We start from the raw sequence: 26,363 nt of genomic DNA on the forward strand, positions 1-26,363 counted from the left end.
GGCGGAGGCGATCAGGCGGCCACGTTGTCCGGGGCGTCTTCTTCCTCGATCTTGAGCATCCAGCCGGTAACCGACTGCCAGTATTCCTGTTCTTTTTCGAGATCAAAAAGCACCAGCGCATTCTGGCTGAACCAGTCATGGGGGAAGCTCAGCGTCCAGTGATTGTCATCGGTCTTCAGACGCAGGGTCGGCGGCGTGGTGGTGGCCTGACGCTGGTTATTCAGCAGCACGCCAAGGCGCAGCAACTGGATCAGCGGCAGGTAATGCTTCTTTTTGTACAGCGCGAAACGCGGCAGATCGTCAATTTTGATCCCCTTGCGGTGATAGCGCACCATCGTTGCCATCATCATCTGCTGCTCCTGGTTGAAGCCCGGCAGATCGCTGTGTTGCAGAATATAGGCTGAATGACGGTGCATACCGCTGTGATTAATATTCAGGCCCACTTCATGCAGCATGGCTGACCAGCGCAGCAGCGCCGCCAGTTGCGGATTATCGAGCTTCGGGTTTTGCGCCAGCCACTGATCGTACATCAGCATGGTGGTTTCCAGTACGCGCTTCGCCTGATCCCGGTCGATGTTGTACTGATTCGCCAGGCTTTGTGCCGTGCGGCTGCGAATATCCTGATGGCGGAAGCGACCTTCCATCTCATACAGCACGCCTTCACGCAGCGCGCCGTCGGAAAGACGCAGCTCGCGGATCGCCAGCGCGTCGAACACGCCGCAAAGGATCGCCAGCCCCGGCACGAACACCGCTTTACGCTCGTCTGACAGACCCGGCAGGCTCAGCGCGTCAAAGTTTTTGGCTTTCAGGGTTTCACTGACCAGCAGATCCAGGCGTTCCGGCGTGATAAAACCGTCCTTTTCGCCCATCGCCAGCAACACTTCGTGGGCGGCCTTGATGCTGCCGGATGCGCCCAGCGCGACATTCCAGCCCTGAATACGGTACTGCCACGCCAGACCTTCCAGTTTTTGTACGGCGGCAAGGCGCGCACGCTGGAAGTTTTCCCGGCTGATGGTGCCGCCAGGAAAATAGAGCTGCGCAAAGCTCACGCAACCCATACGGCGGCTTTCCACCAGCTTAGGTTCGAAATCTTCACCAATCACCAGCTCCGTCGAGCCGCCGCCAATATCCACCACCAGCTTGCGGCCTTTTTCCGGCTGCGTGTGTTCCACGCCCATAAAAATCAGCCGCGCTTCTTCGTTGCCGGAAATGATTTCAATCGGATAGGGGATCACCTCGCTGGCGCGTTTTAAAAACTCCGCGGCGTTCAGCGCCTGGCGCAGGGTATGGGTGCCGACAATGCAGACGCTGGACGGCTCAAAGCCCTGCAAACGTTCGGCAAACAGCGCAAGGCAGCTCAGCCCGCGCTCCATTGCCTCTTCGCTGAGCATATTTTTATCGTCCAGCCCGTCGGCCAGGTGCACGCGCTGCTTCAGACGGCCGATGATCTGCATCGCGCCATCCACCACACGGGCAATCACCATGTGGAAACTGTTCGAACCAAGGTCGACCGCAGCAAATTCCTGCGGGCGAGGGGCGTTGTCATTTATAGGCATAGATTAGTCGGGCTGCTCGAGTGATTTGATGTAATCGTAAATCGCCAGTTGCGAGCGCACTTTACGGCGATTACCACGGGGTACATAAGTGTTGCTCAGCTCTTTGTCGATATAACGCGCTTTAACCGTATCGTTAAGCTGAAGATCCACAATATTCAGTATTTGTTGTTTCAGGCGCGGATCCAGCAGCGGCGTTGCCACTTCAATACGGTAATCAATATTACGCGTCATCCAGTCGGCGGAGGAGAGATAAACCTGCTTATCGCCCCCGTTTTCAAAAATATAAACGCGATCGTGTTCCAGATAACGGTCAACGATGCTGATCACGCGGATATTGTCGCTGATGCCCTCAAGCTGTGGGATCAACGAACACATACCGCGCACCAGCAGATTTACCATCACGCCTGAACCCGAGGCCGCATACAGCCTGTCCACAAGGCCTTTATCCACCAGGTTATTCAGCTTCAGGGTGATCCCGGACGGGCGGTTGTTCTGCGCGTTGGCAATTTCGCGGTCGATCATATCATACAGCAGGCGACGGGAGTTTTGCGGCGAAACCAGCAGGTAATCGAAGTTTACCGGACGGTATGGATTCTCGATAAAGTTAAACACCCGACGCACTTCGTTGGTGATCCGCGCATCCGCCGTCAACAGTGAATAGTCGGTATACAGGCGCGCGGTTTTTTCATTAAAGTTACCGGTGCCGATATGGGCATAACGCACCACTTCATCGCCTTCTTTACGGGAGATGAGGAACAGCTTGGCATGGATCTTAAGTCCGGGCGCTGAGAAGATCACGTGTACACCCGCCTCGGTAAGACGACGCGCCCAGTGGATATTGGCTTCTTCGTCGAAACGCGCCTGCAGCTCCACCACCACGGTGACTTTTTTGGCGTTATGCGCCGCATGGATCATCGCATCAATAATGCGCGAATCTTTCGCCACACGGTAAATGTTAATTTTGATCGCCAGCACGCTCGGATCGAACGACGCCTGACGCAACAGTTCCAGCACGTGCTCAAAGGTGTGGTACGGATAGTACAGCAACACATCGCGCTCGCGGATGGCATCGAATCCGTTACGGAATTTATCGAACCAGATATGGCGCAGACGCGGCAGGGGCTTATTCACCAGATTGGCTTTGCCGACGTTCGGGAAGCCAATAAAGTCTTTGAAGTTATGATAGCGGCCGCCGGGAACGATGGAGTCATAGCGCGAAATGGTCAGCTTGTCGCGCAGCATTTCCACCATCGCGTCAGGCATATCCCGCTGATACACAAAGCGCACCGGCTCGGCGGTCAGACGCTGTTTCAGGCTGGAGGACATCAGCTCCATCAGGCTCGCTTCCATTTCATGCACCAGATCATACTCGGCATCACGGGTCATTTTCATCGAGTAGGCGTTGAGCGCATCGTAATCAAAGAAGCCTTTGAAAATATCATCGAGGCAGTAGCGCAGAATGTTATCCAGCAGGATCATCGGCTTACGGCGGCGCGGCGCTTCCGGCGGCAGATTGACAAAACGTGGCACCTTGTCGGACGGGATCTCCAGCAACGCATAGCGAATGGCGTCGCCACGGATAATTTCCACCGCCAGATAGGTGTAATCATCTTTCAGGAACTGCACCAGATCGGTTTCGCGATTAATCAGAATGGGCGTAATGTGCTGGCGCAGATAGTGTTTGAAATAGTTACGCAACCAGCTCTGCTGGTTAACGGAAAGCTGGCGTTCGTTGATCAGAAAGATCTGGTTACGGGCCATTTCCAGCAGCAGTTCATTATAAAGGCCGTCAAATTCCTGATCGGCTTTCAGCACGCGGGCCTGGATCTTGCCGAGTAAATGGCGTGAATGGGCGTTAGAGCCTTGCTCTTCGCTGATGATGATCCGGCGTTTCAGCTCGGCAAAACGCACTTTATAGAACTCATCAAGGTTGTTGGAATAGATACCCAAAAAACGCATGCGTTCGATAAGCGGGTTCGATTTATCCGCGGCTTCCTGAAGGACGCGCTCATTGAACGCCAGCCAGCTTAATTCTTTCTCGATATATAGCTTTTCCTGACCCATTACAACTCACACTCCGGTTCAATCACGGTTCGTGGCAATCCGTCTCTGCCTTCATTATGGCGAGCTTTGCCACAGGTTGTCCAATTGTGACAGGGAAGTATGACATTAAGTGTGTGAACGGGACGGCAGATTAAACGCATTTTTTCCGTTAGCGTGCACCACGAGGATGGAGAGGGAATGCCATGTGGGAAATACGTGCACTGGAATTGAATAATCAGGAAATATGGAACTGGGAACGGGTGTGTCAGTTTATCGATTACGCCTGTCGTCATCAGTTTACGGCGCTGGTGGTCGGGCAGATGGATCTTTTCGACAAACTGGTTACGCCCGAGGGCTATTCGCCCGCGCAATTAAACGATCGTCTATCCAGCCAGCAACGCGCGCGCTGTATCTATCTGGAGCGAGTGGGAAATTATTGCCATGCCCGTGGCCTGCGTTTTTATCTGCAGGCCAAAGAGTTAAATTTCCCGACCGATGTCCTTCTCAGCCATCCGCAGCTGGTGGATGCGCGTGAAGGCGTGCGCTTTGATATGGAGTTCTGGCGCAGCTTTCTGACGGATAAAGTGGCGCTGATCTGCCAGCGCATCGCCTCTCTTGATGGTTTACTGATCGCGCTGTCCACCACCGACAGTCTGTTGCCGATCTCTCGCCCGCACTGGGCGGACAACAGCTCTGCGCCCGGCAACAGCCGTGAACGCTATAAGTGCTTTTTTCACGCCTTAAGCGAGGTGATGGCCCGCGAAGGGCGTCATCTGGTGCTGCGCGTCTTTCCGGCGAGTAACAGTGATGTGGACAATGTACTCCATGCCGTCAGGTCATTGCCGGAAGCGGTGTCGGTATCAATAAAACTGACGCCGGAGCGTTTCTGGCCGGCCTTTCCTAATAACCCGGCCCTATTAGCGGTGACCGGGCGGGACGTCTGGGTGGAGATTGACCTGGCCGGTGAGGAGGTGGGCTGGGGAAACTTTCCTTTTATACGCATTGATGAACTTCAGGGACGGTTGTTGTGGTGTCAGGGGAAAAATCCGGCGATCCGCGGTGCGCTCTGTAAAGTCAGCTGGGAAGGCATTGATAATCACTGGATCATCGGCAGCCTCAGCGAATGCAACCTGATAAGCTGCGGCTGGTTGCTGCGCCATGATCAAAATCCGACCGTCAGATTTTTATTGCAGCGCTGGTTGAGTGAATGTTACGGCTGGCGACCGCATCAGGATGTCGTTGACAGGTTAGGGGAACTGCAGGAGCAGGGCGGGCAGGCGCTCTATGGTGCGTTGTATGCGCGCGATCATGTGTTTCATCGCCACAGCTTAATTCCGGAAAGCGTCGAGCAGGCCCTGTGGAGCCTTTACGGACAGCTGGATCGCAACCACTGGCTGCCCGGCTCAGGCAACGAACTCTACTTCTCCCGCGATGACGTTAAAACCTCATCACTTCATCTTTACCAGATAGCCAAAGAGAAGGACGCTGCGCTCTCCCTGGCCCGTGACGTGGCATCCAGGGCCGCAGATTTTGCCCGCAATGCGGAATTTCCGGCCGCGCTATACCAGCGCTGGCAAACAGAATGGGACGGACTGGCGCTTTATTGTCAGATTTTCGTCTGTGCGCAGAAGGCGTTTTTCACGCTCTGTTATGCCCGGCAGGTCGAAAACAGCTGGAGTATGCGTGAGATCTGCCAGACCAACATTCAGGGTTTATACAGCGCCGCCGGAGAGATGGCCGATTTTTGCGCCCGTCATCCCGATCTCCCGCCGGGGCTGTATGTCATGTTTGATCCCCGGCGGGTCAGGCAGTTTGCTGCCAGCCTCAGCGAGGCGCTGGCAAAGCTCATGGCGTCACTTTAGGCCGCCAGTTGTCATTACGGTGGCGGTGGCCGGTGAGCGTTTCCACCACCTCACGGGCCTGCGCACTGGCCTGCTCCGGAAAACCGCCTGCCCGCAGCCTTTCCAGTTCGCTGAGCAAAACGGCATGGCGCTGGCGGCTCAGGCGAAAGCGGAACGCGCCGGTGAGCGCCATGATCGCCAGCAGCCCCGGCCCGATGAGAAACACCAGCCACAACCCCTGGAGCGCCTGTGCTGACTGGCTGTCGGCTCCTTTGGTGAAGCCAAAGGCTTCCAGCGCCAGACCCACCACAAACAGCGCCAGCGCCTGGGATAATTTGCGGGTCAGCATCATCACCCCGGCGTAAATACCTTCCCGCCGCACGCCGGTCAGCGCTTCATCCACGTCGGGCAGAAAATTATAAATATTCCATGGGATCAAATAGGTCCCGCCGCGGGCGATCCCCATCATCACGGCACCCGCCAGCAGAAAAAGAGTTAACTGCGGCGCGGTGGGGGAAAGCTGGCTGAACCAGATCAGACTGAGCAGGATCATGCCGATGGCGCATTTATAGGCGTGACCATTACCGATACGGATACACAGCCAGGTAAACAGCGGGATCGCGAAAAACTGAAACAGGGTCATCAGGCTCATGGCTTGTGACGCGAGGCTGGTGCTGACCTGCAGCACATACGCCATAAAATGCGTAAACAGGGAGCCGAAAATATCCAGCGCGACGGCGCCGCCGACATACATCATGATGTGCACGCGAAAGGTTTTCAGCCGGAAGGTGGTTGCCATCTCCCGGTAAAGCGAAATGACGGTTTTCAGCATTCCCTTCTCAACGGGCGGTGGAGGCAGATTTTCCCGCTCCCAGGTGCCGCGCCAGACAAAAAACCACGGCAGCGCGAACAGCACTGCGAATACGATGCCGATCCACATAAACGCCTGCGCTTTGGTGGCGGTATGCGCGATGATCTGGCCCGGGATCAGCGCCGCCAGAAACGCCGTCGCCTGGGCGAATAACATGCGCGCCCCCGACATCTTAGAGCGAATGTCATAGCGCGAGGTCATCTCTGCGGGCAGTGTGTCGTAGGGCACCATCAGCAGCGTGAACACCGTGTTGAACACCAGATAGGTGCCCAGATACCAGACATAGCCGAAGCCGCTCAGCCACATCAGCGCGAAGGTGAGGGAAAGCGGTGCGCCCAGAATGAAAAAAATGCGCCGCCTGCCCCAACGCGTGCGTACGTTATCGGTGATATAGCCCATCACCGGATCGGTAATGCCGTCCCAGATTTTACCAATCGCGAAAATAGACGCGGCAGCGGCCGGGGACAGCCCGGCCACCTCAATATAAAAATAGAGTAACCAGAGGCCGGTTATCGTCATCGCGCCGCTGCCAAAAATATCCCCCATACCCCAGGCGAGAATGTTTTTGGTTTTGACGTCGCGACGGCCAGCAGAAAGCGGTTCGTTTTGCATAAGGCGTGTCCCTGTCATTAAGGTGAAAACCTGTTCACCTTAATGAGCGGACGACGGCCTGACCCAGCGCTGCTTGCACGCTTTTTTGCCGTTCTGCGACGGCGTCTGAAGATCGGATCCGGCGACCAGTGAAACTGTGATCGCCAGTCGGTTAACGCACGGCGCGGGGCTGCGACATGTGCGTTTGCGCACGTCTCGTCCTTTTTACGCCTCGCCGGTTGTGAGGATCATCACGCAAAACGCCCGGGCAAATCCGTCGTTGTGACGAGGGGCAAGAATTGCGTGAAAAGCTGTTATCACCGCCTGGCGCGCCTTCTGTCCGGGTGCTGTGATGTCGCTCTTTTTAACGACGGCGAGTAAAACCATGCAACTGACACTTTCTCAATTTTCTCCCTGTGCCGACGGCATCACTCCGGACACGACCTGTTTTCAGCGGGCGCTGGATCTGCTGGCTGAGCGGGGCGGCGGCACGCTGACGGTCGGGGCGGGGCGTTACCGGGTGGGCGGGCTGCGCCTGCGTTCGCACTGCAGGTTGCACCTGGCGTCAGGAGCCCTACTGATAATAAGTGACGATTACCACGACTTTTGCCCGGTGCAAAGCCGCGCCGAATGTTCTGACCGCGCCTTTCTGTATGCCGCGGGGGCGAGCGATATTGCCGTCACCGGCGACGGGAAAATTTGCGGCAATAGCGCAAGCTGGTTCGCGGCCAGCGCCGATGAAATGGGCTACCGGCAGCCCGCGGCGCAGCGCCCCAGAATAATAGTGATGGAAGGGTGTCAGCAGGTCAGGCTGATGGATTTCACCATTGAAGATGCGCCAATGTGGACTATTCACCTCGTCGCCTGCCAGCAGATAAAAGTGCAGCGCGTCACGGTGCGTAACGATCTTTGTCTGGCGAATACGGATGCGCTGGATATTGACTGCTGCCAGCAGGTACAGATTTCAGACTGCGATTTTAGCGCGGCGGACGATGGCATCTGCCTGAAAACCGCCCGTCACACGCCTGCGTTACAGCAGCCTGCCAGCCAGATCGTCATCAACAACTGCCTGATCCGCTCGAAAAGCTGTGCGATAAAAATCGGTACGGAAACCGCCTTTGATATTGAGGATGTCACGGTGAGCAACTGCGTGATCTATCAGTCAAACCGGGGCATTGGCCTGGTTTCGCGGGACGGCGGCAATCTGCGGCGGATGATATTCAGCAATATTGTTTTCGACTGCCATACGGCACATCCCTGTCACTGGGGAAAAGCCGATCCGCTTTATATCTCGGTGCGTTACCGCGACCCGGCAATTGAACCTGGCGACGTTGCCATGATCCAGTTTCGCGGGCTGACGGGCTGCGCCGAGGGGGCCGTGAATTTTCACAGCGAGCCGTACGGCAAAATTCATCATATCCTGGTAAGCGATGTGCAGCTGCGTCAAACCTTCAGCCAGAGCGCGGAACAGGGTTTTTATGATATTCGCCCGCCCTGTAACCCGGCCTCGCCTGTCGGCAGCGGCAAAGATAACGCCTGGGCGCGCGATCCCCTGACGCAACATATCTGGGGCGTTGAACCTTATCCGGCAGGTCTGCCCGCGCTTTATGCCCGCGGCGTGGTGGCGCTGCGGGTACGTTTTTGCGACTTCCTGCGCCCGCAGCCGCTACCGGATGGCTGGTGCCCGCAGCACCTGTGGCTGGACGCCTGTGAAGGCGTCACCGTCGATGAGTGATCCTCAGGCGCTGATGCCGCTCTGCGGCAACTGTTGCGCCAGCCGTGTCGCCAGATAGCGCAGGCTGGAGAACAGCCCGGCGGCGTGTACGGCGTCGTTTTTAATGGTCAGCGAGGAGATCGTCCAGAGCTGCCCCTGCACGTTTTCATTAATCGCCCGGCTGAACGGCCCGAGGAACAGCCCGCACAACGTCAGCGCCGGGTTGAGCAGCGCGTCGGACAGTGGATGACGTTTCAGCCGATCGTCGCTGTGCAGCCTGTTCAGTTCGAGGCTTGCCCAGGGCGTCAGCAGATCCTGTTCATCGTAAGGGGAGATGATTTTAATATCGCCCAGCGCCGCCAGTACATCGTCTGAGAGTCGGCGTTTATTCACCGTGGCGATCTGACGCAGCGGCAGGTGCAGGGTGACGCCCGTCAGCCGCGGCCCGCCTTTTATTTGCAGGGTTTCGGTTGTGGCGTAATACGGGCTGTTCATGCCCACCACGATATTATCCGGCAGCGCGACGTCATGTTCCGCACACAGCGTACGCAGCCACTGCCATAATTGCGGCTCGTCCTGTTCGGTGAGGGAAATAGCGCATAATACCCGCGCCTGAATGGTAAATAAGCGCAGACAATCGGCAACCTTCACCAGATTACACAGCAGCACCACGCCAATAAATCCGGCCAGGGTTTCGCCGACGATATATACCATCTCCCAGCTTTCGTTTTTCTTAACCTGATAAGAGAACCACAGCATATCGAAAACAATAATGGTTAACAGCGCCAGGATCAGAAATAACAGTTGTGCCGCGCTGGTCCAGCCAAGCAGGTTACGAAACCAGTTAAACAGGCTCACGTCGCCCTCCTCGCTGTGGCCCACCATATCCCGACAGCGCAGGCAGAAGCGCTGGGCCAGAATGCCGCAAAACAGCGACAGCAGGGCGCATACCATACTTGAGATCGACAAATACCATTCGGCGGTGACCACCTTCATAAAGGCGAACATTTCCGGCGGGAACTGGGCATAAAGTTCGGCATTAGCTTTATGTTGCAGGTATTCTTTATCCGGTTTTGACGGCGGAGAGATATAGGATTTGATAATTTCAGTAGAAGTTTCATAAATCTGATAAATAGATACGACTTTATCATGTGATTTATTTATATGAATGAACTGACCGCAGGCGTAAAACAACAGCAGCGCAGGTAAAATCCAGGTGGCGAGAATAAAGCGAAAGTTTTTGAGCATAATCCATTGCTCCAGAGATAAATAACCAGCGCGAATTTTACTCGCCGCGCAGGTGAAAATAAACTGGAATTTATTATTGATTCTGTGAATAAAATAAGCGCATCGCGGGCGGAATTCATGCCGCGATGCGTTTTATGGATCAGTCGCAGGCATGGCCCTGCGGCGGAAGCGGTACGCCATCCAGCCACGCGCGGTTATCGCGCATCGCCAGGCGGCCTTCGGTAAACCAGCTCACCACCAGCGGATAGATCGCATGTTCCTGAGTCTGTACGCGGTCAGTAATGTCCGCTTCGGTATCGCCCTCAAAAATCGGCACTTTGGCCTGCAGAATTACCGGGCCGCCGTCGAGTTCATCCGTTACGAAATGCACCGAGGTGCCGTGCTCCGTATCGCCGTTTTCCAGCGCCTGACGATGGGTATGCAGCCCCGGATATTTCGGCAGCAGGGAAGGGTGAATGTTGATCAGACGTCCGGCAAAGTGCGCCACAAACGCGGGACTGAGAATGCGCATGTAACCGGCCAGCACCACCAGATCCGGGGCGTAGGCGTCGATTTCCTGCATCAGTTCATGGTCAAAGGCCTCGCGGCTGGCAAACAGATCGGCGGTCAGGGCGTGCGCAGGAATATCAGCTTCGCGCGCACGTTCAAGGCCGAACGCGTCGGCCTTATTACTGAAAACCGCACGGATCGTGGCGTTAATTTTTTTCTGCTTACAGGCATCGATAATGGCCTGCAAATTGCTGCCGTTACCGGAAATAAGCACCACGATATTTTTCATTACGCAATGACCACGCGTTCAGCGGAATCGGAGGCTTTGATAACGCCGATTTTCCAGGCAGTTTCGCCTTTGGCATTCATCAGCTCAATAGCTTTATCCGCTTCTGCTGCCGGCAGGGCGATCAGCATACCCACGCCGCAGTTGAAGGTGCGGTACATTTCATGGCGGCTGACGTTACCGGCCGTTTGCAGCCAGTTGAACACGGCTGGCCACTGCCAGGACGCTTCGTCGATCACCGCCTGGGTGTTATCCGGCAGCACGCGCGGAATGTTTTCCCAGAAACCGCCGCCGGTCAGGTGAGCGATAGCGTGAACGTCGACGTGCTCAATCAGTTCGAGAATGTTCTTCACATAGATGCGTGTCGGCGCCAGCAGGTGATCGGCAAGCGGTTTGCCTTCCAGCTCAGTGGTTTCCGCATCGCTGCCGCTGACTTCCAGAATTTTGCGCACCAGCGAATAACCGTTTGAGTGCGGGCCGCTTGAGGCCAGCGCAATCAGCACATCGCCGTCGGCCACTTTTGAACCATCAATGATTTCTGATTTTTCTACCACACCGACGCAGAAACCGGCGACGTCATAATCTTCGCCGTGGTACATGCCCGGCATTTCTGCCGTTTCACCGCCGACCAGCGCACAGCCCGATTGCAGACAGCCTTCGGCGATACCGCTGATCACGCTTGAGGCGGTATCCACGTCCAGTTTACCGGTGGCGTAATAGTCAAGGAAAAACAGCGGCTCCGCGCCCTGGACCACCAGGTCGTTCACGCACATGGCGACCAGATCGATGCCGATGGTGTCGTGGCGTTTCAGATCCATCGCCAGACGCAGTTTGGTGCCCACGCCGTCAGTGCCGGAAACCAGCACTGGCTCACGATATTTTTGCGGCAATGCGCACAGCGCGCCGAAGCCACCCAGTCCACCCATGACTTCCGGGCGACGGGTTTTCTTCACCACGCCTTTGATACGGTCAACCAGGGCATTACCCGCGTCAATATCAACACCGGCATCTTTGTAGCTGAGAGAGGTTTTATCGGTCACTGCTTCTGTCCCCACGCGTTTACTTGCGGTAGAAATAAATTTCGGCGCAATTCTAACAGCCCAGGCAAACGTTTGCGAGTGCATTGTTAGGGGGCAGGCGCGATTATTCAGTCAGGCTCATTTCCGCTATGATTGATCGGGATCAACACACTACCTGTAGCGCCGCGGACAAAAAGCGGTATAATCCGGCGATTTTTTTTGTGGCTGCTAACTGTCTGGGGAAGGAGAAGAGTATGAAGATCGTGGAAGTGAAACACCCACTCGTCAAACATAAGCTGGGACTGATGCGTGAGAATGACATCAGCACCAAACGCTTTCGTGAACTCGCCTCGGAAGTGGGTAGTCTGCTGACCTACGTCGCGACCGCCGACCTCGCTACAGAAAAAGTGACCATCGAAGGCTGGAACGGCCCGGTGGAAATCGAACAGATCAAAGGTAAGAAAATCACCGTGGTGCCCATCCTGCGCGCCGGTCTGGGCATGATGGAAGGCGTTCTGGAAAACGTGCCGAGCGCGCGCATCAGCGTGGTCGGGGTCTACCGCGACGAAGAGACGCTGGAACCGGTGCCGTACTTCCAGAAACTGGTTTCCAATATCGACGAGCGCATGGCGCTGGTGGTTGACCCGATGCTGGCAACCGGCGGTTCGATGATTGCCACCATCGACCTGTTGAAAAAAGCAGGCTGCTCCAGCATTAAAGTGCTGGTGCTGGTTGCCGCTCCTGAAGGTATTGCGGCGCTGGAGAAAGCGCACCCGGACGTGGAACTGTACACCGCGTCGATCGACCAGGGCCTTAACGAGCACGGATACATCATTCCGGGGCTCGGCGATGCCGGCGATAAGATTTTCGGAACCAAATAATTGAATAAATAAAAAACAGCCGACTTCGATAGTCGGCTTTTTTTTGAATAAAAGAAGCCATTCGTTAATAACAAACACAACTCAGAGGAAAACACTATGACGCGCCGTGCTATCGGGGTGAGTGAAAGACCGCCGCTTTTACAGACAATCCCGCTTAGTTTGCAGCACCTGTTCGCCATGTTTGGCGCAACCGTGCTGGTGCCAGTCCTGTTTCACATTAACCCGGCCACCGTGCTGCTGTTTAATGGGATCGGGACGCTGCTTTATCTCTTTATCTGTAAAGGGAAAATTCCGGCTTATCTGGGTTCAAGCTTTGCGTTTATTTCCCCGGTGCTGCTGCTGCTGCCGCTGGGGTATGAAGTGGCGCTCGGCGGCTTCATTATGTGCGGCGTGCTGTTCTGCATCGTCTCTTTTATCGTGAAAAAAGCCGGTACCGGCTGGCTGGACGTGATGTTCCCGCCTGCGGCGATGGGCGCAATCGTTGCCGTCATCGGCCTGGAGCTGGCCGGGGTGGCGGCAAATATGGCCGGTCTGCTGCCGCCAGAAGGGCAGTCGGCGGATACTAAAACGGTGGTTATCGCGCTGGTGACGCTGGGCGTGACGGTCTTCGGTTCGGTACTGTTCCGCGGCTTTATGGCGATCATCCCGATCCTGATCGGCGTGCTGGCGGGATATGCACTGTCGTTCGTCATGGGGGTGGTGGATACCACGCCCATCGCCGAAGCCCACTGGTTTGCGCTGCCGACCTTCTACACGCCGCGCTTTGAGTGGTTTGCCATCTTCACCATTCTGCCGGCTGCGCTGGTGGTGATTGCCGAGCACGTCGGGCACCTGGTGGTAACGGCGAATATCGTCAAGCGCGATTTGATCCGCGATCCGGGCCTGCACCGTTCGATGTTTGCTAACGGTTTTTCCACCATTATTTCCGGTTTCTTTGGCTCGACGCCGAACACTACCTACGGCGAAAACATCGGTGTCATGGCGATCACCCGCGTCTACAGTACCTGGGTTATCGGCGGCGCGGCCATCATTGCCATTCTGCTTTCCTGTGTGGGTAAACTGGCGGCGGCGATCCAGATCATTCCGGTGCCGGTAATGGGCGGCGTTTCCCTGCTGCTGTACGGGGTGATCGGTGCCTCCGGTATTCGCGTGCTGATTGAATCCAAAGTGGATTACAGCAAAGCGCAAAACCTGATCCTGACCTCGGTGATCCTGATCATTGGCGTCAGCGGCGCGAAAGTGCACATTGGCGCCGCAGAACTGAAAGGCATGGCGCTGGCGACCATCGTAGGTGTGGGTCTGGCGCTGATCTTTAAGCTGATCAACGTGCTGCGTCCGGAAGAAGTGGTGCTGGATGCGCCTGACAGCGATAGCAGCCTGAAGTGATCGACGAGTTTGAGCCGGGCGTGATGCCCGGTTCAAACGCAGCGCAATTTTATGATAGACTCAGTGCGTTTTCTGTAAGCCCTGTTGAGGTCCCTCTGAACACACCGGCGCAGCTCTCTCTGCCATTGTATTTACCTGACGACGAAACCTTTGCCAGTTTCTGGCCGGGCGATAACCCTTCTTTACTGGCCGCCGTGCAAAACGTTTTGCGCCAGGATCACAGTGGATACATCTATTTCTGGTCACGCGAAGGCGCGGGACGCAGCCATCTGCTGCACGCCGCCTGCGCGGAACTCTCTGCCCGCGGTGATGCGGTGGGCTACGTGCCGCTGGATAAGCGCACCTGGTTTGTGCCGGAAGTGCTGGACGGCATGGAGCAACTTTCGCTGGTGTGTATCGATAATATCGAATGCATCGCCGGGGATGAGGAGTGGGAGATGGCGATCTTTGATCTCTACAATCGCATCCTTGAATCAGGCAAAACGCGGCTATTGATCACAGGCGATCGTCCCCCGCGCCAGCTGAATCTGCGATTAGCTGATTTGGCTTCACGCCTCGACTGGGGGCAAATCTATAAGCTGCAGCCGCTGTCTGACGAAGATAAAGTGCAGGCGCTGCAACTGCGTGCACGCCTGCGGGGATTTGAGTTGCCGGAAGACGTCGGCCGTTTCCTGTTAAAACGGCTGGATCGCGAAATGCGCACGCTGTTTATGACCCTCGATCAGCTGGATCATGCCTCCATTACCGCGCAGCGTAAGCTGACGATCCCGTTCGTAAAAGAAATTCTCAGGCTGTAACCTTGCCGGGTGGCGGCTGCGCCTTACCCGGCCTACAAGTTACGCCGTAAAACGTAGGCCCGGTAAGGCGAAGCCGCCACCGGGCAATATATTGCGCCATTTCAGGCAGTTCTGTAGGCCCGGTAAGGCGCAGCCGCCACCGGGCAACAGGTCACGCCAGATCCCCCAGCAGATGCTCCACCAGCAGCGGGATCGGCCTGCCCGACGCCACGCTTCTGCCGTTCTCCCGCCACAGCGCCGTGCCGCTGATATCCAGATGCGCCCACGGAATTTCCGCCGGGCAGAAATGATGCAGCAGCCAGGCGGCGGAGGCGCTGATCGCGGCATTATTGGTCGGCGTATTACATAAATCCGCTATCGCGCTGTCGGTCTGCTTTTTCAGACGGGCATCCAGCGGCAGCGACCAAACCTCATCGCCGCAGCGCTGCCCGGCAATCGTCAACGCCTCGCGCAGCGGGTCGTGCTGCGTCATCAGCCCGCTCAGCTCATAGCCCAGCGCTTTCACCACCGCGCCTGTCAGGGTCGCCATATCAATAATGTACCGCGCCTGCGGGTGACGCTGCGCGGCCCAGGCAATGGCATCCGCCAGCACCAGCCGTCCTTCCGCGTCGGTATTATTGATCTCCACCGTCATGCCATTGCAGGCGCGCGCCACGCTGCCCGGCTGCATCGCATCAGGGCCAATCGCATTTTCCGCCAGCGCCAGTACGCCCATCATACGCACCGGCAGAGCCATCTGCGCCACGGTCAGCAGCAGCCCCAGCACACCGGACGCGCCGCACATGTCGTATTTCATGGTGTACATGCCCGCGCCTTCTTTCAGCCACAGGCCGCCGGTATCGAAAGTAATGCCTTTGCCGACGTAGCAGCGCACCGGTACATTTTCCGCACCGTCATAGTGAATGGCGAGCAGCCGTGGCGGAGTGCTCGCTCCCTGGCCCACCGCCTGCAACAGACCCAGCCCCTGTTCCGCGATCTGCGTTTCATCCAGCACCTCGCAGCGCAGAGTAGGGAAGGGGGCGCATAATCTTTGCGCTTCCTCCACCACAAACTGCGGCGTACAGCGATCGCCAGGCAGATCCGCCAGCCGCCGGGCGGCGATCATCCCTGTGGCGATCGCCTGCTGCTGACGGAACAGCGCCTCAAGCTTCGCCTGTTGTTCGGGCAGGCATAGCGCGTCAATATGGGTAATTCTCACCCTTGTGGCCGGGTTTGATTTCAGTCCCAGATCGTCCAGCCGGTGCGCCTGATTAAACAAAAAGCGCAGCAGCTGCTTCAGGGTGGTGTCGTTGATGTCCGTCAGATCGACGATCAGCCGCGAACTGGCCGGTATCGCCAGCAAGGGGCGCAGGGCATTCACCAGGCTTTCCGTCAGGCTCTCCTGCCAGTGGGCGTCCGGCAGCAGCGTCACCCGCGCGAAGGGGGCGCAGCCAAAGCGGGTATCGGCGATCTCCGGCAGCCTGCGCATTTCATTGATAAGCGGGGTGTCCGGTAATAAAGGGCAGGAGGCGCGGGCGATGAGCTGTCCGCCTGGCGGTACCTGCGTGAGCGAAGTAATACATTGCCATGCGATCATAAATCCTCCTCTATCGGCGCGCGGATCCGCGCGGCATAGGCCTGCATCCATTCTTCATCCACCGGCTGATAATGGGTCTTTTCACGCAGGCGCTCCGCACGAAATACCGTCAGCGGCTGGCGGGCGGTGGCGACCACAAACGAAAAGGTTTTGATATTGGTCGCCGCGCCGAATTCGCCTTTATTGTTCATGCACACCACCGATAAATCTCCGGCGCGGCCAAAGCGCGACATCAGCTTATCTTCCAGTTCAAAAACCACCGAGTCCGCCGCCTGTTGCGGCGTCATCCCCTGCGCCATGCGGCGGACGATTTCATAGCTGGCACAGCCTTTCATCAAATCTTCCCCGACGCCGGTGGCGGTCGCCGCGCCGGTTTCGCTGTCGCAGTAGAAGCCAGAGCCGATAATCGGCGAGTCCCCCAGACGGCCACGTTTTTTCATAAACAGACCGCTGGTGGAGGTGGCGACGCTCATCGACCCCTGTTTATCCAGGCCGATAACGCCCACCGTATCGTGACCGTCATAAGGGCTAAGCCCTTTGTCGAGCGTTTCGCGGCAGCGCTTGCGATAGTGCTGCATGGCGCGATCAGTGAGCATGGTTTTTTCGGCAAGGCCCTGATTTAGCGCCCATTCGCGCGCGCCCTGGCCGACCAATAGACTGTTATAGCGCTGGCGACTCAGCGCATGGGCCACCCGAACGGGGTTGGCGATATCCACCAGATTGCCCACCGCGCCGAACGCCAGCGTATCGCCGTCCATGTAGGCGGCGTCCAGTTCCACCTCGCCATTTTCCGTGGGCAGCCCGCCGTAGCCGACGGATTTATAGAGCGGAAAGTCTTCCACTGCGGCCACCGCGTCCACCACAGCCGCGGATACCGGCTGGCCTGCCGCCAGCGCGGAGGCAGACCCGGTAACCCCTTCCAGCGCCATTCGCCAGGTTGCGATAATTCCCCACATGCTTTACTCCTGTTTTGCCAGTGTTGAATCGGTTTGCACAGGCGCGGTCAGTTCCGCCGCGCGGTACTGTTTATCAAGGATGCGCATAAAAGGCAGGTACAGCATCGCGCCAATCAGCAGGTTAAGCAGCTGCATCACGCTGCCGCTGAGATGACCGGTGACGATAAAACCGCTGATCACCGGCGGTAGTGTCCAGGGAATAAACACCCCGGTGGTGACCGCCACCGCGCCGATTTTCATCGCCGCGTACTGCACGGTAACCAGCACCAGCGGCACCAGGTTGAAGGGGATGAGCATGATCGGGTTCATGATCACCGGCAGACCAAACAGGATCGGCTCGTTGATATTAAACACCGAGGCCCCGGCCCCCAGCCGCGCCACCTCGCGCATGTTTTTGCTGCGGGCGAAAATCAGCATGGCGATGACCAGTGACAGCGTGGCCCCCGCGCCGCCCATCCAGATCATGTCAAAAAACTGTTCGGTGATAATGTGCGGCGGCGTGGCGCCCGCCTGGATCGCGGCAATGTTGTCGGTCTGGTTTTCCATCCACAGCGGGCGAATGATGCCGTTGACCATAGAGCCGGAGTTAATGCCCACTGACCATAAAATAGTAATGCTGAAGACCGTCATCAGCGCGCCAAAATAAGAGGTGCCGTAATGGCGCACCGGCGTGGCGACCACCTCGTAAATAAACTGGTGGATGGTGTGGTAGTGGCTGTTTTCAAACAGAATACGGATGCCGAGCACGAGGATCATCACGATCAACGCCGGGATCAGCGCGGCGAAAGATTCCTGCACCGCAGGCGGCACGCCTTCCGGCATTTTGATCACCAGATTTTTGCGCTTCAGCCAGCAGAACAGCTCCGTCCACAGCAGCGATCCGATCATCGCCACGAACAGCCCTTTGCTGCCCAGCCACTCCACCGGGATCACCGTGATGCCGCCGTTTTCCGCCACTTTAATAAAGGGTGTGAGGATCAGAAAACTGACCAGCGCAAGGATCCCGCTGGAGAGACGATCTTCGCCGTAATGCTCTGCCAGCCGGTAAGCCACCAGAAAGCTGATAAACAGCGACATGGTGGAGAACACCGCGTTAAACGGGATTTCGATGATGGCGCTCCAGCTTTCGCCAAAGGCATGAGACATAAACTGCTGATAGGTCTGGTTGGGAAAGGATGAGATCACCAGCAGGATGGAGCCGACGATAATAAACGGCATAAAGGAAACATAGGCGCCGCGGATAGCGCCCAGATGCCGCTGCTGCGCCGTTTTAGCCGCCAGCGGCATCAGTTTTGCTTCAAGAAATCCCAGAACATTGTTCATTGTGAACTCCGTAGAAGATCGGACGACGTGATTCAGGTAAGGTCCGGGGATTATCAGTGAAGCGCGGCGACGGAAAGGTGAAACGGGTCACAATGTCCGGCGTTTCTGATATAAATCTCATAAGATTGGTCATAAGAATTTGATCCGGGAGCCGGGGATGGAAATCAAACTGCACGCTAATGCCACCACCACGCCGCGCGTCCGGCGCTATCTGCAACAGTCCGATAAAAGCGACCGCGAGCTGGCGAGCGAGCTGGGAATTTCGGTGACCACCGTCAGGCGCTGGCGCAACCGCGAGCAGGTCGCCGACCGGCATACCACGCCGAAGGTGATACACAAAGCGATGAGACAAGAGCAGATCGCGCTGGTCAATGCGCTGCGGGATCTCACCCTCGCGCCGCTGGATGAGCTGTTGCAGCTGGTGAACGACGGGCTGGGCATTGCCGTCTCCCGCGCCACCCTGAACCGCTATCTGAAACCTGCAAAAACCGCACGACAGGGCGCGCCGCTGAGCGGTAAAAAAGCGCTGAAAGCCGGGCTGCTGCCGCACCGGCTGACGCTGCACCATCTGCCTCTGGCGTTATCCATGGACGATAACGGCGAGCATCATCTGCTGTGGGCGCGGGAGCCGGTGAGCGGCTGGTGCTTCGCCCGGCTGTATGCGGGCATCTCGTCGCAACGGGTGGTTAACTGGCTGGAGGAGGGACTGGCAGCCTGTCCGGCTGCTATACAATCTGTTGAGACTTTTATCTCACCTGCCGCCCTTGCCGGGCTACCGGCGCTTCTGGCGGAAAAGGGTATAACGGCAGAAATACAGGATGTCAGGCCCGTCACCCTGGCGGTGACGACGCCATTGGTTGAGATCATTCCACAACTGAAAGCAGAGCCAGCCGCCGGGCTGCTGGCGCGGCTGTGTGAAAGCTATAACAACAAGGCGCAGAAAAAGCTGGGGGGCGCGACGCCGCAGGCTTTTTTACAGGCGCTGCGGCGGGAAGGGTGATCACATTTTGGTGTAGGGCTTAAAGCGTTCCTGCATCTGGCGCAGCTGATCGATACGGGCGTCATAGCGCGCCTGTTGCAGACTGCCGAGCTTAACCTGCGCGCTGGCGCTGCCCAGCAGGGAAATGGCCTGATCGAGTTTTCCCTGTAACGCCTGGGTTTCCGCCCGCGCCGCCAGTTCCTGATCGCGGTGTCCCTGCGCCGCTTCCGCCTGCGCCAGCAGATCCCAGCCGTTAATGTCGTCCTTATTGGTAAAGGTATAACGATTGAGAATGGCTGCGGCTTCGGCAGGCTGGCCCGACTGCATATAGGCGTTCGCGAGGTTCAGTTGCAACACCGGACTGGTTTTGATCTCGCGGGCGTTTTTCAGGCGATTAATGGCGTCGCTGTTTTTCTTCTGTCCGAGGTCAATGTCGGTGGCGAGATCCAGATACCAGACGTTACCCGGATCTTCGCGCAATAAGGATTGCAGCGCCTGGCTGGCCTCGGCGAATTTGCCGGCCTCCATTGCCTGGAGTGCCCGGCCATATTGGGCCGCACGCTGTTCACGCACGTTGCCTTTCGACCAGCTATCCAGCTGCTCGCCGGTCAGCTGATTGCGGCCGGAATTATACATTCCCAGGGCGCGGACTTTCGCCAGGTAAAAATCTTCCGACGATTGCGCCACCACCGCTGGCATCTGGTTGGCGCGGTTGCGGGCGTCCGAGAGACGGCTTTCCGGTAAGGGGTGCGTCAGCAGGATCTCCGGCGGGCGGGAGGAGTAGCGAGCCTGATCGAGCAGTTTTTCCAGGAACCCCGGCATCGCCTGCGGATCGAAACCTGCGCGTTGCAATACCTGAATACCGATGCGATCCGCTTCCTGCTCGTTTTGCTGGGTAAAGCTGATCATGCCCTGGCGGGTACCGGCGAGCGTACCGGTCAGCGCCGCCATTCCCGCCTGCGGGCTGGCCATCGCCAGCAGAACTGAGCCTAATGCGCCGGCCCATGTCAGGGGCGCGCTGTTTTTCTGATCTTCCATTGCCCGCGCCAGGTGGCGCTGGGTAACGTGAGAAATTTCGTGCGCCATCACCGAGGCCAGCTGGCTTTCGTTATCGGCGTAGCGGAACAGCGCCGAATGCAGCACCACGTTGCCGCCAAAGAAGGCGAAGGCGTTAATTTCGTCGTTATTGATCAGGTAAAAATGAAAGGGCGTTTTCACCGAATTAGCGTGGGAAACCAGACGCAACCCCAGGGAATTAATGTACTGCACCAGCAAAGGATCGCTGATGAGCGGCGCGCTGCCGCGCAGCTGGCGGACATAATAGTCGCCCATCTGCATTTCCTGACCAATAGATAATGTGCTTCCTGCGGAGGTGCCCATATCCGGTAAGCTGTCCGCGGAATCGGCCAGCGCCGGAGCGGCGGGGCTTAGCGTCAGCGCCGCAATCAACGTGGCGGCAAGGGTCTTTTTAAACTGCCTGAACATAACCTCAATCCTTTATCTGGGTTTGACCGTTTGACCTGCAATACCCGTTATCGTTCCATGATCGCAAAAGGTGCAAAACAGCACAGCGGGCATCAGGATTATCTTAGCAAGCCGGGGCATAGTTTCCTGTTCCGGCGACAAAAAGCGAAGTCTTTTTAGTGTCATTTCGCTACAATCGCTCCACGTCGTTTTGACGAAGACTCTCCAGGGAAAGAATTATATGCTCGAAATGTTAATGCAGTGGTATCGCCGTCGCTTCAGCGATCCGGAGGCGATTGCGCTGCTGGTCATTTTGGTCGCGGGCTTTACCATCCTCTTCTTTTTTAGCGGCTTATTAGCGCCCCTGCTGGTGGCGATAGTGCTGGCCTACCTGCTGGAATGGCCGACCGCCCGCCTTGAGCACATTGGCTGCTCACGACGCTGGGCCGCAAGCATCGTATTAGTGCTGTTTGTCGGTATTCTGCTGCTGATGGCGCTGGTGGTGATGCCGATAGCCTGGCAGCAGGGGATCAACCTCATCCGCGATATGCCGGGTATGCTCAATAAATTATCCGACTACGCCGCCACGCTGCCCCGTCGTTATCCGGCGCTGATGGATGCGGGCATCATCGACGCGATGGCGGAAAACATGCGCACCCGCATGCTGACGCTGGGCGACTCGGTGGTGAAATATTCGCTGGCCTCGCTGGTGGGGCTGCTGACGCTGGCGGTGTATCTGGTGCTGGTGCCGCTGATGGTCTTCTTCCTTGTGAAAGATAAAGAGCAGATGCTCAATGCCGTGCGCCGCGTACTGCCGCGCAACCGCGGGCTGGCGGGGCAGGTCTGGATCGAGATGAACCAGCAAATCACTAACTATATTCGCGGCAAAGTGCTGGAGATGGTCGTTGTCGGCGTCGCCACCTGGCTGGGCTTTATCCTGTTCGGCCTGAATTATTCGCTGCTGCTGGCGGTGCTGGTGGGATTCTCGGTGCTGATCCCTTATATCGGCGCGTTTGTAGTGACCATTCCGGTGATCGGCGTGGCGCTGTTCCAGTTCGGGCTTGGCACCGAGTTCTGGAGCTGCTTCGCAGTCTATCTCATCATTCAGGGGCTGGACGGCAATCTGCTGGTGCCGGTGCTGTTCTCGGAAGCGGTGAACTTACATCCGCTGGTGATCATCCTGTCGGTGGTGATTTTTGGCGGGCTGTGGGGATTCTGGGGCGTGTTCTTCGCCATTCCGCTGGCGACGTTAATCAAAGCGGTGGTGCATGCGTGGCCGGATGTGCCCGCCGTCGAAGAGTAATATTGCCGGGTGACGGCAGACGCCTCACCCGGCCTGTAGTCGTTGCGACCTGCAGGCCCGGCAAGCGCCGCCGGGCAAATAATCAGCTATGGGTTTTAATCCAGTTCAGCACGATATCGTGGTGATTGCTGGTCTTAAAATCGTCAAATACATGTTCAACGACGCCGTTGGCATCGATCAGAAAACTGATACGGTGAATACCGTCGTAAGTTTTCCCCATGAATGACTTCTCACCCCAGACGCCAAAGGCCTCGCAGACTTTATGATCTTCGTCTGAGAGCAGCGTAAAGTTCAGCAACTCTTTTTCGGCGAAGCGGGACAGTTTTTCCGGTTTGTCGGTGCTGATCCCCAGCACTTCCACGCCCGCTTTTTTCAGATCGTCCATGTTATCGCGTAAGCCGCAAGCCTGAACGGTACAGCCGGGGGTCATCGCCTTCGGATAGAAGTAGACCAGAACGCGCTGTCCCTGGAAGTCGGCCAAATTAACTTGTTCGCCATCTTGATCCGACAAGCTAAATGTCGGTGCAGGATCACCGGCTTTCAGTGGATTCATTACTTCACTCCATCATGTTCATCAGTTTGAGAATAGTTGACGACATTAATACTGCCTTGTGCGTTCAGTTCTGTACATAGTGCTTTGAACGCTTGCTCGATAATTGAGGCATTCTGCGAAGCGGGACTGTGGGCGGTGATCTGGATAAACAGCTGCGCGGCAGCATCGCCCTGGGCGGGCTGCGTGCGGGAAACCAGCTCCGCGATATTCATATTGTGCGCGTCGAACAGGGCGGTGAACCGTTCGATAAGATGCGGCGAATCAGGCACATCGACCTGAACCCAGACGGTGGCGGGCATCGCCGTACCGGGGCGCGCGGTGGTGCGCTTCATCACGATCAGCAAATCCAGCTCGGCACCCTTTAAGGGGAGGGTGGATTCAATCAGGGTAATCGCATTCCACGAGCCGGAAAGCAGCATAATAAAGGTAAATTCCTCACCCAGCATGGCCAGCCGGCTGTCTTCAATATTACAGCCGCAGCTGCTCACGTGACGGGTGATCGTGTTCACAATACCAGGCCTGTCGACACCAAGCGCTGTGATTACCAGATAATGTTGTGATGACGGTGTCAAACCTGTTCTTCCTGTAAGCGGTGAGGTAATCCTAAGGAAAGCATAAAAAAAACCTCCATACAACCGCCTGAAGGCCTCTCGTCGCTTGCTTTTATTACAGTTCCAAACGTACCATTGAGGCTCTTGTTTGCACAGAGGATGGCCCATGTTCACGGGAAGTATTGTCGCGCTTATCACGCCGATGGATGAAAAAGGTAATATCTGCCGGTCAAGCCTGAAGAAACTGATTGATTATCACGTCGCTAACGGAACCTCAGCGATCGTCTCGGTAGGAACCACCGGTGAGTCCGCCACGCTGAGCCACGATGAACATGGCGACGTGGTGATGATGACGCTGGACCTGGCTGACGGGCGCATCCCGGTGATCGCCGGTACCGGTGCAAACGCCACCGCCGAGGCCATCAGCCTGACGCAGCGTTTTAACGACAGCGGCATTGTCGGCTGCCTGACGGTGACCCCGTACTACAACCGTCCTACGCAGGAAGGGCTGTTCCAGCACTTCAAAGCCATCGCTGAACATACTGACCTGCCGCAAATCCTGTATAATGTGCCTTCGCGTACCGGTTGCGATATGCTGCCTGAAACCGTAGGACGCCTCTCGAAAGTTAAAAATATTGTCGCAATTAAAGAGGCGACCGGGAACTTAAGTCGCGTTCACCAGATCAAAGAGCTGGTTTCAGATGACTTTATTCTGCTGAGCGGCGATGATGCGACCGCGCTGGACTTTATGCAGCTCGGTGGTCACGGCGTGATTTCCGTGACAACAAACGTGGCAGCACGTGATATGGCTGAAATGTGCAGGCTGGCAGCTGAGGGGCATTACCGCGAAGCGCGCGTAATCAACCAGCGTCTGATGCCATTACATAACAAACTATTTGTCGAACCCAATCCTGTCCCGGTCAAATGGGCATGTAAGGAACTGGGGCTTGTAGCGACCGATACGCTGCGCCTGCCGATGACGCCGATCACCGACCACGGTCGTGAAGTCGTTGCCGCGGCGCTCAAGCATGCCGGTTTGCTGTAAAGTTTAGGGAGATTTGATGGCTTATTCAGTACAGAAGTCGCGCCTGGCGAAGGTTGCGGGTGTTTCGCTGGTGATGTTACTCGCCGCCTGTAATTCGGACTCGCGATACAAGCGCCAGGTGAGTGGTGATGAATCCTATCTGGATGCCGCGCCGCTTGCTGAACTTCACGCGCCTGCCGGCATGATCCTGCCGGTAGAAAATGGCGACTACCACGTCCCGGTGACCAACGGCAGCGGCGCTGTCGGCAAGGCGCTGGACATTCGTCCGCCTGCACAGCCGCTGGCGCTGGCGACGGGTACCCGTACCCAGTTTACCGGCGACACCGCCACGCTGCTGGTGGAAAACGGCCGTAACAATAACGTCTGGTCACAGGTAGTTAGCATACTTCAGGCGAATAACTACGCCATTGAGAAACGTGACGACGCCAGCCAGTCGCTGACCACCGGTTGGGTAGACTGGAACCGTCTGGATGAAGACCAGCAATACCGCGGCCGTTATCAAATCTCGGTTAAACAGCAGAGCTATCAGCAGGCGGTGATGGTGAAGCTGGTGAATCTGGAGCAGGCGGGTAAACCGGTTGCCGACATCGCGTCGCTGCAACGCTACAGCACCGAAATGCTGAACGTCATCTCCGCAGGTCTTGATAAAAACGCCACCGCAGCGTCTAACGCCTCGCAGAGCCGTACGGACGCCACGCTGGACGTGCAGAGCGCCGCCGATGACACCGGTCTGCCGATGCTGGTGGTGCGCGGTCCGTTCAACACCGTATGGCAACGTCTGCCGGGCGTGCTGGAAAAAGTGGGCATGAAAGTGACCGACAGCACCCGTTCAACGGGCAGCGTGGCGGTGACCTACAAGCCGCTGTCCGACAGCGACTGGCAGGAACTCGGCGCGCGCGATCCGGGTCTCTCTTCCGGCGACTATAAGTTGCAGGTAGGCGACCTCGATAACCGCAGCAGCCTGCAGTTCATCGATCCGAAAGGTCATACGCTGACGCAGTCCCAGAATGACGCCCTGGTAGCCGTATTCCAGGCCGCATTCAGCAAGTAAAAAAGAAGGCCGGAGCTGTCCGGCCTTTTTTATCGCCATTGACGCACACGTTTGCGTCGGGCCGGAAAGCCGAATTTAGTCTTTAAATCATCATACCTGGAGTAACAAAGATGCAAAAGAAAGCTGAGTTGTATCGTGGCAAAGCGAAAACCGTTTACAGCACGGATAACCCGGACCTGTTGGTGCTCGAATTCCGCAATGATACGTCAGCAGGGGACGGCGCGCGCATTGAACAGTTCGACCGTAAAGGCATGGTGAATAACAAATTCAACCATTTCATTATGAGCAAACTGGAAGAGGCGGGCATCCCCACTCAGATGGAAGCGCTGCTCTCCGATACCGAATGCCTGGTTAAAAAGCTCGACATGGTGCCGGTAGAGTGCGTGGTACGTAACCGCGCCGCAGGGTCGCTGGTTAAGCGTCTGGGCATTGAAGAGGGTATCGAACTGAACCCGCCGCTGTTTGATATGTTCCTGAAGAACGATGCCATGCACGATCCTATGGTCAACGAATCCTACTGCGAAACCTTCGGCTGGGTGAATAAAGAAAACCTCGCGCGTATGAAAGAGCTGACCTACAAAGCCAACGACGTGCTGTTTAAGCTGTTTGACGATGCGGGTCTGATCCTCGTCGATTTCAAACTGGAGTTCGGCCTGTACAAAGGCGAAGTGGTGCTGGGGGATGAATTCTCCCCGGACGGCAGCCGCCTGTGGGACAAAGAAACCCTGGATAAAATGGACAAAGACCGTTTCCGCCAGAGCCTGGGCGGGCTGATCGAAGCCTATGAAGCGGTGGCTCACCGTCTCGGCGTAAAACTCGACTGATCTCCCCGCAACATCG

At 56.8% G+C, this 26,363-nt stretch carries 23 protein-coding genes; 10 read left to right on the forward strand and 13 right to left on the reverse strand.

What is annotated here, in order from left to right; translation table 11 throughout:
• Positions 1-11: 11 nt before the first annotated feature.
• Complete coding sequence (gene ppx / locus ACQUTD_RS15190; RefSeq protein ID WP_318375548.1) at positions 12-1,556, reverse strand: exopolyphosphatase; 1,545 nt, start codon at positions 1,554-1,556, stop codon at positions 12-14.
• Between the two features lie 3 nt (positions 1,557-1,559).
• Entirely contained in the window at positions 1,560-3,620 is a 2,061-nt protein-coding gene (ppk1, locus tag ACQUTD_RS15195; protein WP_072569311.1) for a polyphosphate kinase 1, read from the reverse strand.
• Positions 3,621-3,802: 182 nt separating this feature from the next.
• On the opposite strand from ppk1, the gene ACQUTD_RS15200 reads away from it, so the two are divergent.
• A complete protein-coding gene (locus ACQUTD_RS15200; RefSeq protein WP_473277310.1) occupies positions 3,803-5,461 on the forward strand; it encodes a hypothetical protein in 1,659 nt (552 codons plus the stop codon).
• On the opposite strand, the gene ACQUTD_RS15205 is transcribed toward ACQUTD_RS15200, so the two are convergent.
• Both ACQUTD_RS15205 and ACQUTD_RS15210 read right to left on the reverse strand, forming a co-directional pair.
• Positions 5,445-6,857 carry an MFS transporter gene (locus tag ACQUTD_RS15205; RefSeq protein WP_473277315.1) on the reverse strand — a complete coding sequence of 471 codons (1,413 nt, stop codon included), beginning with the start codon at positions 6,855-6,857 and terminating at the stop codon, positions 5,445-5,447. The genes ACQUTD_RS15200 and ACQUTD_RS15205 overlap by 17 nt on opposite strands.
• A 105-nt stretch (positions 6,858-6,962) precedes the next feature.
• The gene (locus ACQUTD_RS15210; RefSeq protein WP_473277311.1) at positions 6,963-7,115 is read right to left on the reverse strand and encodes a hypothetical protein; all 153 of its coding nucleotides are present in this window, start codon (positions 7,113-7,115) and stop codon (positions 6,963-6,965) included.
• Between the two features lie 172 nt (positions 7,116-7,287).
• Here ACQUTD_RS15210 and ACQUTD_RS15215 point away from each other — a divergent pair, with 172 nt between their 5' ends.
• Complete coding sequence (locus ACQUTD_RS15215; protein WP_473277316.1) at positions 7,288-8,637, forward strand: glycosyl hydrolase family 28 protein; 1,350 nt, start codon at positions 7,288-7,290, stop codon at positions 8,635-8,637.
• A gap of 3 nt (positions 8,638-8,640) precedes the next feature.
• On the opposite strand, the gene ACQUTD_RS15220 is transcribed toward ACQUTD_RS15215, so the two are convergent.
• From ACQUTD_RS15220 to purM, 3 genes are all read right to left on the reverse strand, one after another.
• Positions 8,641-9,864, reverse strand: a complete 1,224-nt coding sequence (locus ACQUTD_RS15220; RefSeq protein WP_473277312.1) for a hypothetical protein — start codon at positions 9,862-9,864, stop codon at positions 8,641-8,643.
• A 139-nt stretch (positions 9,865-10,003) separates the two neighbouring features.
• The gene (gene purN, locus ACQUTD_RS15225; protein WP_473277313.1) at positions 10,004-10,642 is read right to left on the reverse strand and encodes a phosphoribosylglycinamide formyltransferase; all 639 of its coding nucleotides are present in this window, start codon (positions 10,640-10,642) and stop codon (positions 10,004-10,006) included.
• Positions 10,642-11,679: a phosphoribosylformylglycinamidine cyclo-ligase gene (gene purM, locus ACQUTD_RS15230; RefSeq protein ID WP_072569503.1), complete on the reverse strand. Its 1,038-nt coding sequence runs from the start codon at positions 11,677-11,679 to the stop codon at positions 10,642-10,644. The genes purN and purM overlap by 1 nt, the downstream gene beginning before the upstream one ends.
• Positions 11,680-11,912: 233 nt before the next feature.
• Here purM and upp point away from each other — a divergent pair, with 233 nt between their 5' ends.
• From upp to ACQUTD_RS15245, 3 genes are all read left to right on the forward strand, one after another.
• Complete coding sequence (gene upp / locus ACQUTD_RS15235) at positions 11,913-12,539, forward strand: uracil phosphoribosyltransferase (protein WP_072569308.1); 627 nt, start codon at positions 11,913-11,915, stop codon at positions 12,537-12,539.
• Between the two features lie 96 nt (positions 12,540-12,635).
• Positions 12,636-13,925 carry a uracil permease gene (gene uraA / locus ACQUTD_RS15240; RefSeq protein ID WP_072569307.1) on the forward strand — a complete coding sequence of 430 codons (1,290 nt, stop codon included), beginning with the start codon at positions 12,636-12,638 and terminating at the stop codon, positions 13,923-13,925.
• 95 nt (positions 13,926-14,020) lie between these two features.
• Entirely contained in the window at positions 14,021-14,722 is a 702-nt protein-coding gene (locus ACQUTD_RS15245; protein ID WP_234007234.1) for a DnaA inactivator Hda, read from the forward strand.
• A gap of 151 nt (positions 14,723-14,873) precedes the next feature.
• Here the strand turns inward: ACQUTD_RS15245 and ACQUTD_RS15250 are convergent, their stop codons facing one another.
• Genes ACQUTD_RS15250 through celB form a run of 3 tightly spaced genes read right to left on the reverse strand, consistent with a single transcriptional unit; the run spans position 14,874 to position 18,577 of the window.
• Positions 14,874-16,298, reverse strand: coding sequence for a leucyl aminopeptidase family protein (locus ACQUTD_RS15250; RefSeq protein ID WP_473277012.1), 1,425 nt, complete (start codon positions 16,296-16,298; stop codon positions 14,874-14,876).
• Positions 16,295-17,254, reverse strand: a complete 960-nt coding sequence (locus ACQUTD_RS15255) for a glycosylasparaginase (protein WP_318362746.1) — start codon at positions 17,252-17,254, stop codon at positions 16,295-16,297. Before ACQUTD_RS15255 ends, ACQUTD_RS15250 begins: the two co-directional genes overlap by 4 nt.
• A 3-nt stretch (positions 17,255-17,257) precedes the next feature.
• Positions 17,258-18,577 carry a PTS cellobiose transporter subunit IIC gene (gene celB, locus ACQUTD_RS15260; RefSeq protein ID WP_318362747.1) on the reverse strand — a complete coding sequence of 440 codons (1,320 nt, stop codon included), beginning with the start codon at positions 18,575-18,577 and terminating at the stop codon, positions 17,258-17,260.
• 157 nt (positions 18,578-18,734) lie between these two features.
• Here celB and ACQUTD_RS15265 point away from each other — a divergent pair, with 157 nt between their 5' ends.
• Positions 18,735-19,577: a transposase family protein gene (locus tag ACQUTD_RS15265; RefSeq protein WP_473277015.1), complete on the forward strand. Its 843-nt coding sequence runs from the start codon at positions 18,735-18,737 to the stop codon at positions 19,575-19,577.
• Here ACQUTD_RS15265 and bepA read toward each other — a convergent pair whose 3' ends face one another.
• Positions 19,578-21,041, reverse strand: a complete 1,464-nt coding sequence (gene bepA, locus ACQUTD_RS15270; RefSeq protein ID WP_473277017.1) for a beta-barrel assembly-enhancing protease — start codon at positions 21,039-21,041, stop codon at positions 19,578-19,580.
• A gap of 220 nt (positions 21,042-21,261) precedes the next feature.
• Here bepA and ACQUTD_RS15275 point away from each other — a divergent pair, with 220 nt between their 5' ends.
• Positions 21,262-22,323 (forward strand): AI-2E family transporter, encoded by a 1,062-nt coding sequence (locus tag ACQUTD_RS15275; RefSeq protein WP_321987849.1) that lies wholly within the window; start codon positions 21,262-21,264, stop codon positions 22,321-22,323.
• 82 nt (positions 22,324-22,405) lie between these two features.
• On the opposite strand, the gene bcp is transcribed toward ACQUTD_RS15275, so the two are convergent.
• Positions 22,406-22,876, reverse strand: coding sequence for a thioredoxin-dependent thiol peroxidase (gene bcp, locus ACQUTD_RS15280; RefSeq protein ID WP_072569300.1), 471 nt, complete (start codon positions 22,874-22,876; stop codon positions 22,406-22,408).
• A complete protein-coding gene (locus ACQUTD_RS15285; protein ID WP_318362751.1) occupies positions 22,876-23,448 on the reverse strand; it encodes a glycine cleavage system transcriptional repressor in 573 nt (190 codons plus the stop codon). Before ACQUTD_RS15285 ends, bcp begins: the two co-directional genes overlap by 1 nt.
• 145 nt (positions 23,449-23,593) lie before the next feature.
• Between ACQUTD_RS15285 and dapA the strand changes: the two genes are divergently transcribed.
• From dapA to purC, 3 genes are all read left to right on the forward strand, one after another.
• Positions 23,594-24,472, forward strand: coding sequence for a 4-hydroxy-tetrahydrodipicolinate synthase (gene dapA / locus ACQUTD_RS15290; protein ID WP_318374843.1), 879 nt, complete (start codon positions 23,594-23,596; stop codon positions 24,470-24,472).
• Between the two features lie 16 nt (positions 24,473-24,488).
• Positions 24,489-25,523 (forward strand): outer membrane protein assembly factor BamC, encoded by a 1,035-nt coding sequence (gene bamC, locus ACQUTD_RS15295; RefSeq protein ID WP_473277021.1) that lies wholly within the window; start codon positions 24,489-24,491, stop codon positions 25,521-25,523.
• 110 nt (positions 25,524-25,633) lie between these two features.
• A complete protein-coding gene (purC, locus tag ACQUTD_RS15300; RefSeq protein WP_072569296.1) occupies positions 25,634-26,347 on the forward strand; it encodes a phosphoribosylaminoimidazolesuccinocarboxamide synthase in 714 nt (237 codons plus the stop codon).
• Positions 26,348-26,363 lie beyond the last annotated feature (16 nt).

The sequence above is a fragment of the Enterobacter sp. K510 genome (assembly GCF_055804875.1).

Bases quoted from the DNA above. Each gene is read 5' to 3' on its own strand.
- ppx (WP_318375548.1), bottom strand. From the start codon at position 1,556: ATGCCTATAAATGACAACGCCCCTCGCCCGCAGGAATTTGCTGCGGTC.
- ppk1 (WP_072569311.1), bottom strand. From the start codon at position 3,620: ATGGGTCAGGAAAAGCTATATATCGAGAAAGAATTAAGCTGGCTGGCG.
- ACQUTD_RS15200 (WP_473277310.1), top strand. From the start codon at position 3,803: ATGTGGGAAATACGTGCACTGGAATTGAATAATCAGGAAATATGGAAC.
- ACQUTD_RS15205 (WP_473277315.1), bottom strand. From the start codon at position 6,857: ATGGGGGATATTTTTGGCAGCGGCGCGATGACGATAACCGGCCTCTGG.
- ACQUTD_RS15215 (WP_473277316.1), top strand. From the start codon at position 7,288: ATGCAACTGACACTTTCTCAATTTTCTCCCTGTGCCGACGGCATCACT.
- ACQUTD_RS15220 (WP_473277312.1), bottom strand. From the start codon at position 9,864: ATGCTCAAAAACTTTCGCTTTATTCTCGCCACCTGGATTTTACCTGCG.
- purN (WP_473277313.1), bottom strand. From the start codon at position 10,642: ATGAAAAATATCGTGGTGCTTATTTCCGGTAACGGCAGCAATTTGCAG.
- upp (WP_072569308.1), top strand. From the start codon at position 11,913: ATGAAGATCGTGGAAGTGAAACACCCACTCGTCAAACATAAGCTGGGA.
- uraA (WP_072569307.1), top strand. From the start codon at position 12,636: ATGACGCGCCGTGCTATCGGGGTGAGTGAAAGACCGCCGCTTTTACAG.
- ACQUTD_RS15250 (WP_473277012.1), bottom strand. From the start codon at position 16,298: ATGATCGCATGGCAATGTATTACTTCGCTCACGCAGGTACCGCCAGGC.
- ACQUTD_RS15255 (WP_318362746.1), bottom strand. From the start codon at position 17,254: ATGTGGGGAATTATCGCAACCTGGCGAATGGCGCTGGAAGGGGTTACC.
- celB (WP_318362747.1), bottom strand. From the start codon at position 18,577: ATGAACAATGTTCTGGGATTTCTTGAAGCAAAACTGATGCCGCTGGCG.
- ACQUTD_RS15265 (WP_473277015.1), top strand. From the start codon at position 18,735: ATGGAAATCAAACTGCACGCTAATGCCACCACCACGCCGCGCGTCCGG.
- bepA (WP_473277017.1), bottom strand. From the start codon at position 21,041: ATGTTCAGGCAGTTTAAAAAGACCCTTGCCGCCACGTTGATTGCGGCG.
- ACQUTD_RS15275 (WP_321987849.1), top strand. From the start codon at position 21,262: ATGCTCGAAATGTTAATGCAGTGGTATCGCCGTCGCTTCAGCGATCCG.
- bcp (WP_072569300.1), bottom strand. From the start codon at position 22,876: ATGAATCCACTGAAAGCCGGTGATCCTGCACCGACATTTAGCTTGTCG.
- dapA (WP_318374843.1), top strand. From the start codon at position 23,594: ATGTTCACGGGAAGTATTGTCGCGCTTATCACGCCGATGGATGAAAAA.
- bamC (WP_473277021.1), top strand. From the start codon at position 24,489: ATGGCTTATTCAGTACAGAAGTCGCGCCTGGCGAAGGTTGCGGGTGTT.
- purC (WP_072569296.1), top strand. From the start codon at position 25,634: ATGCAAAAGAAAGCTGAGTTGTATCGTGGCAAAGCGAAAACCGTTTAC.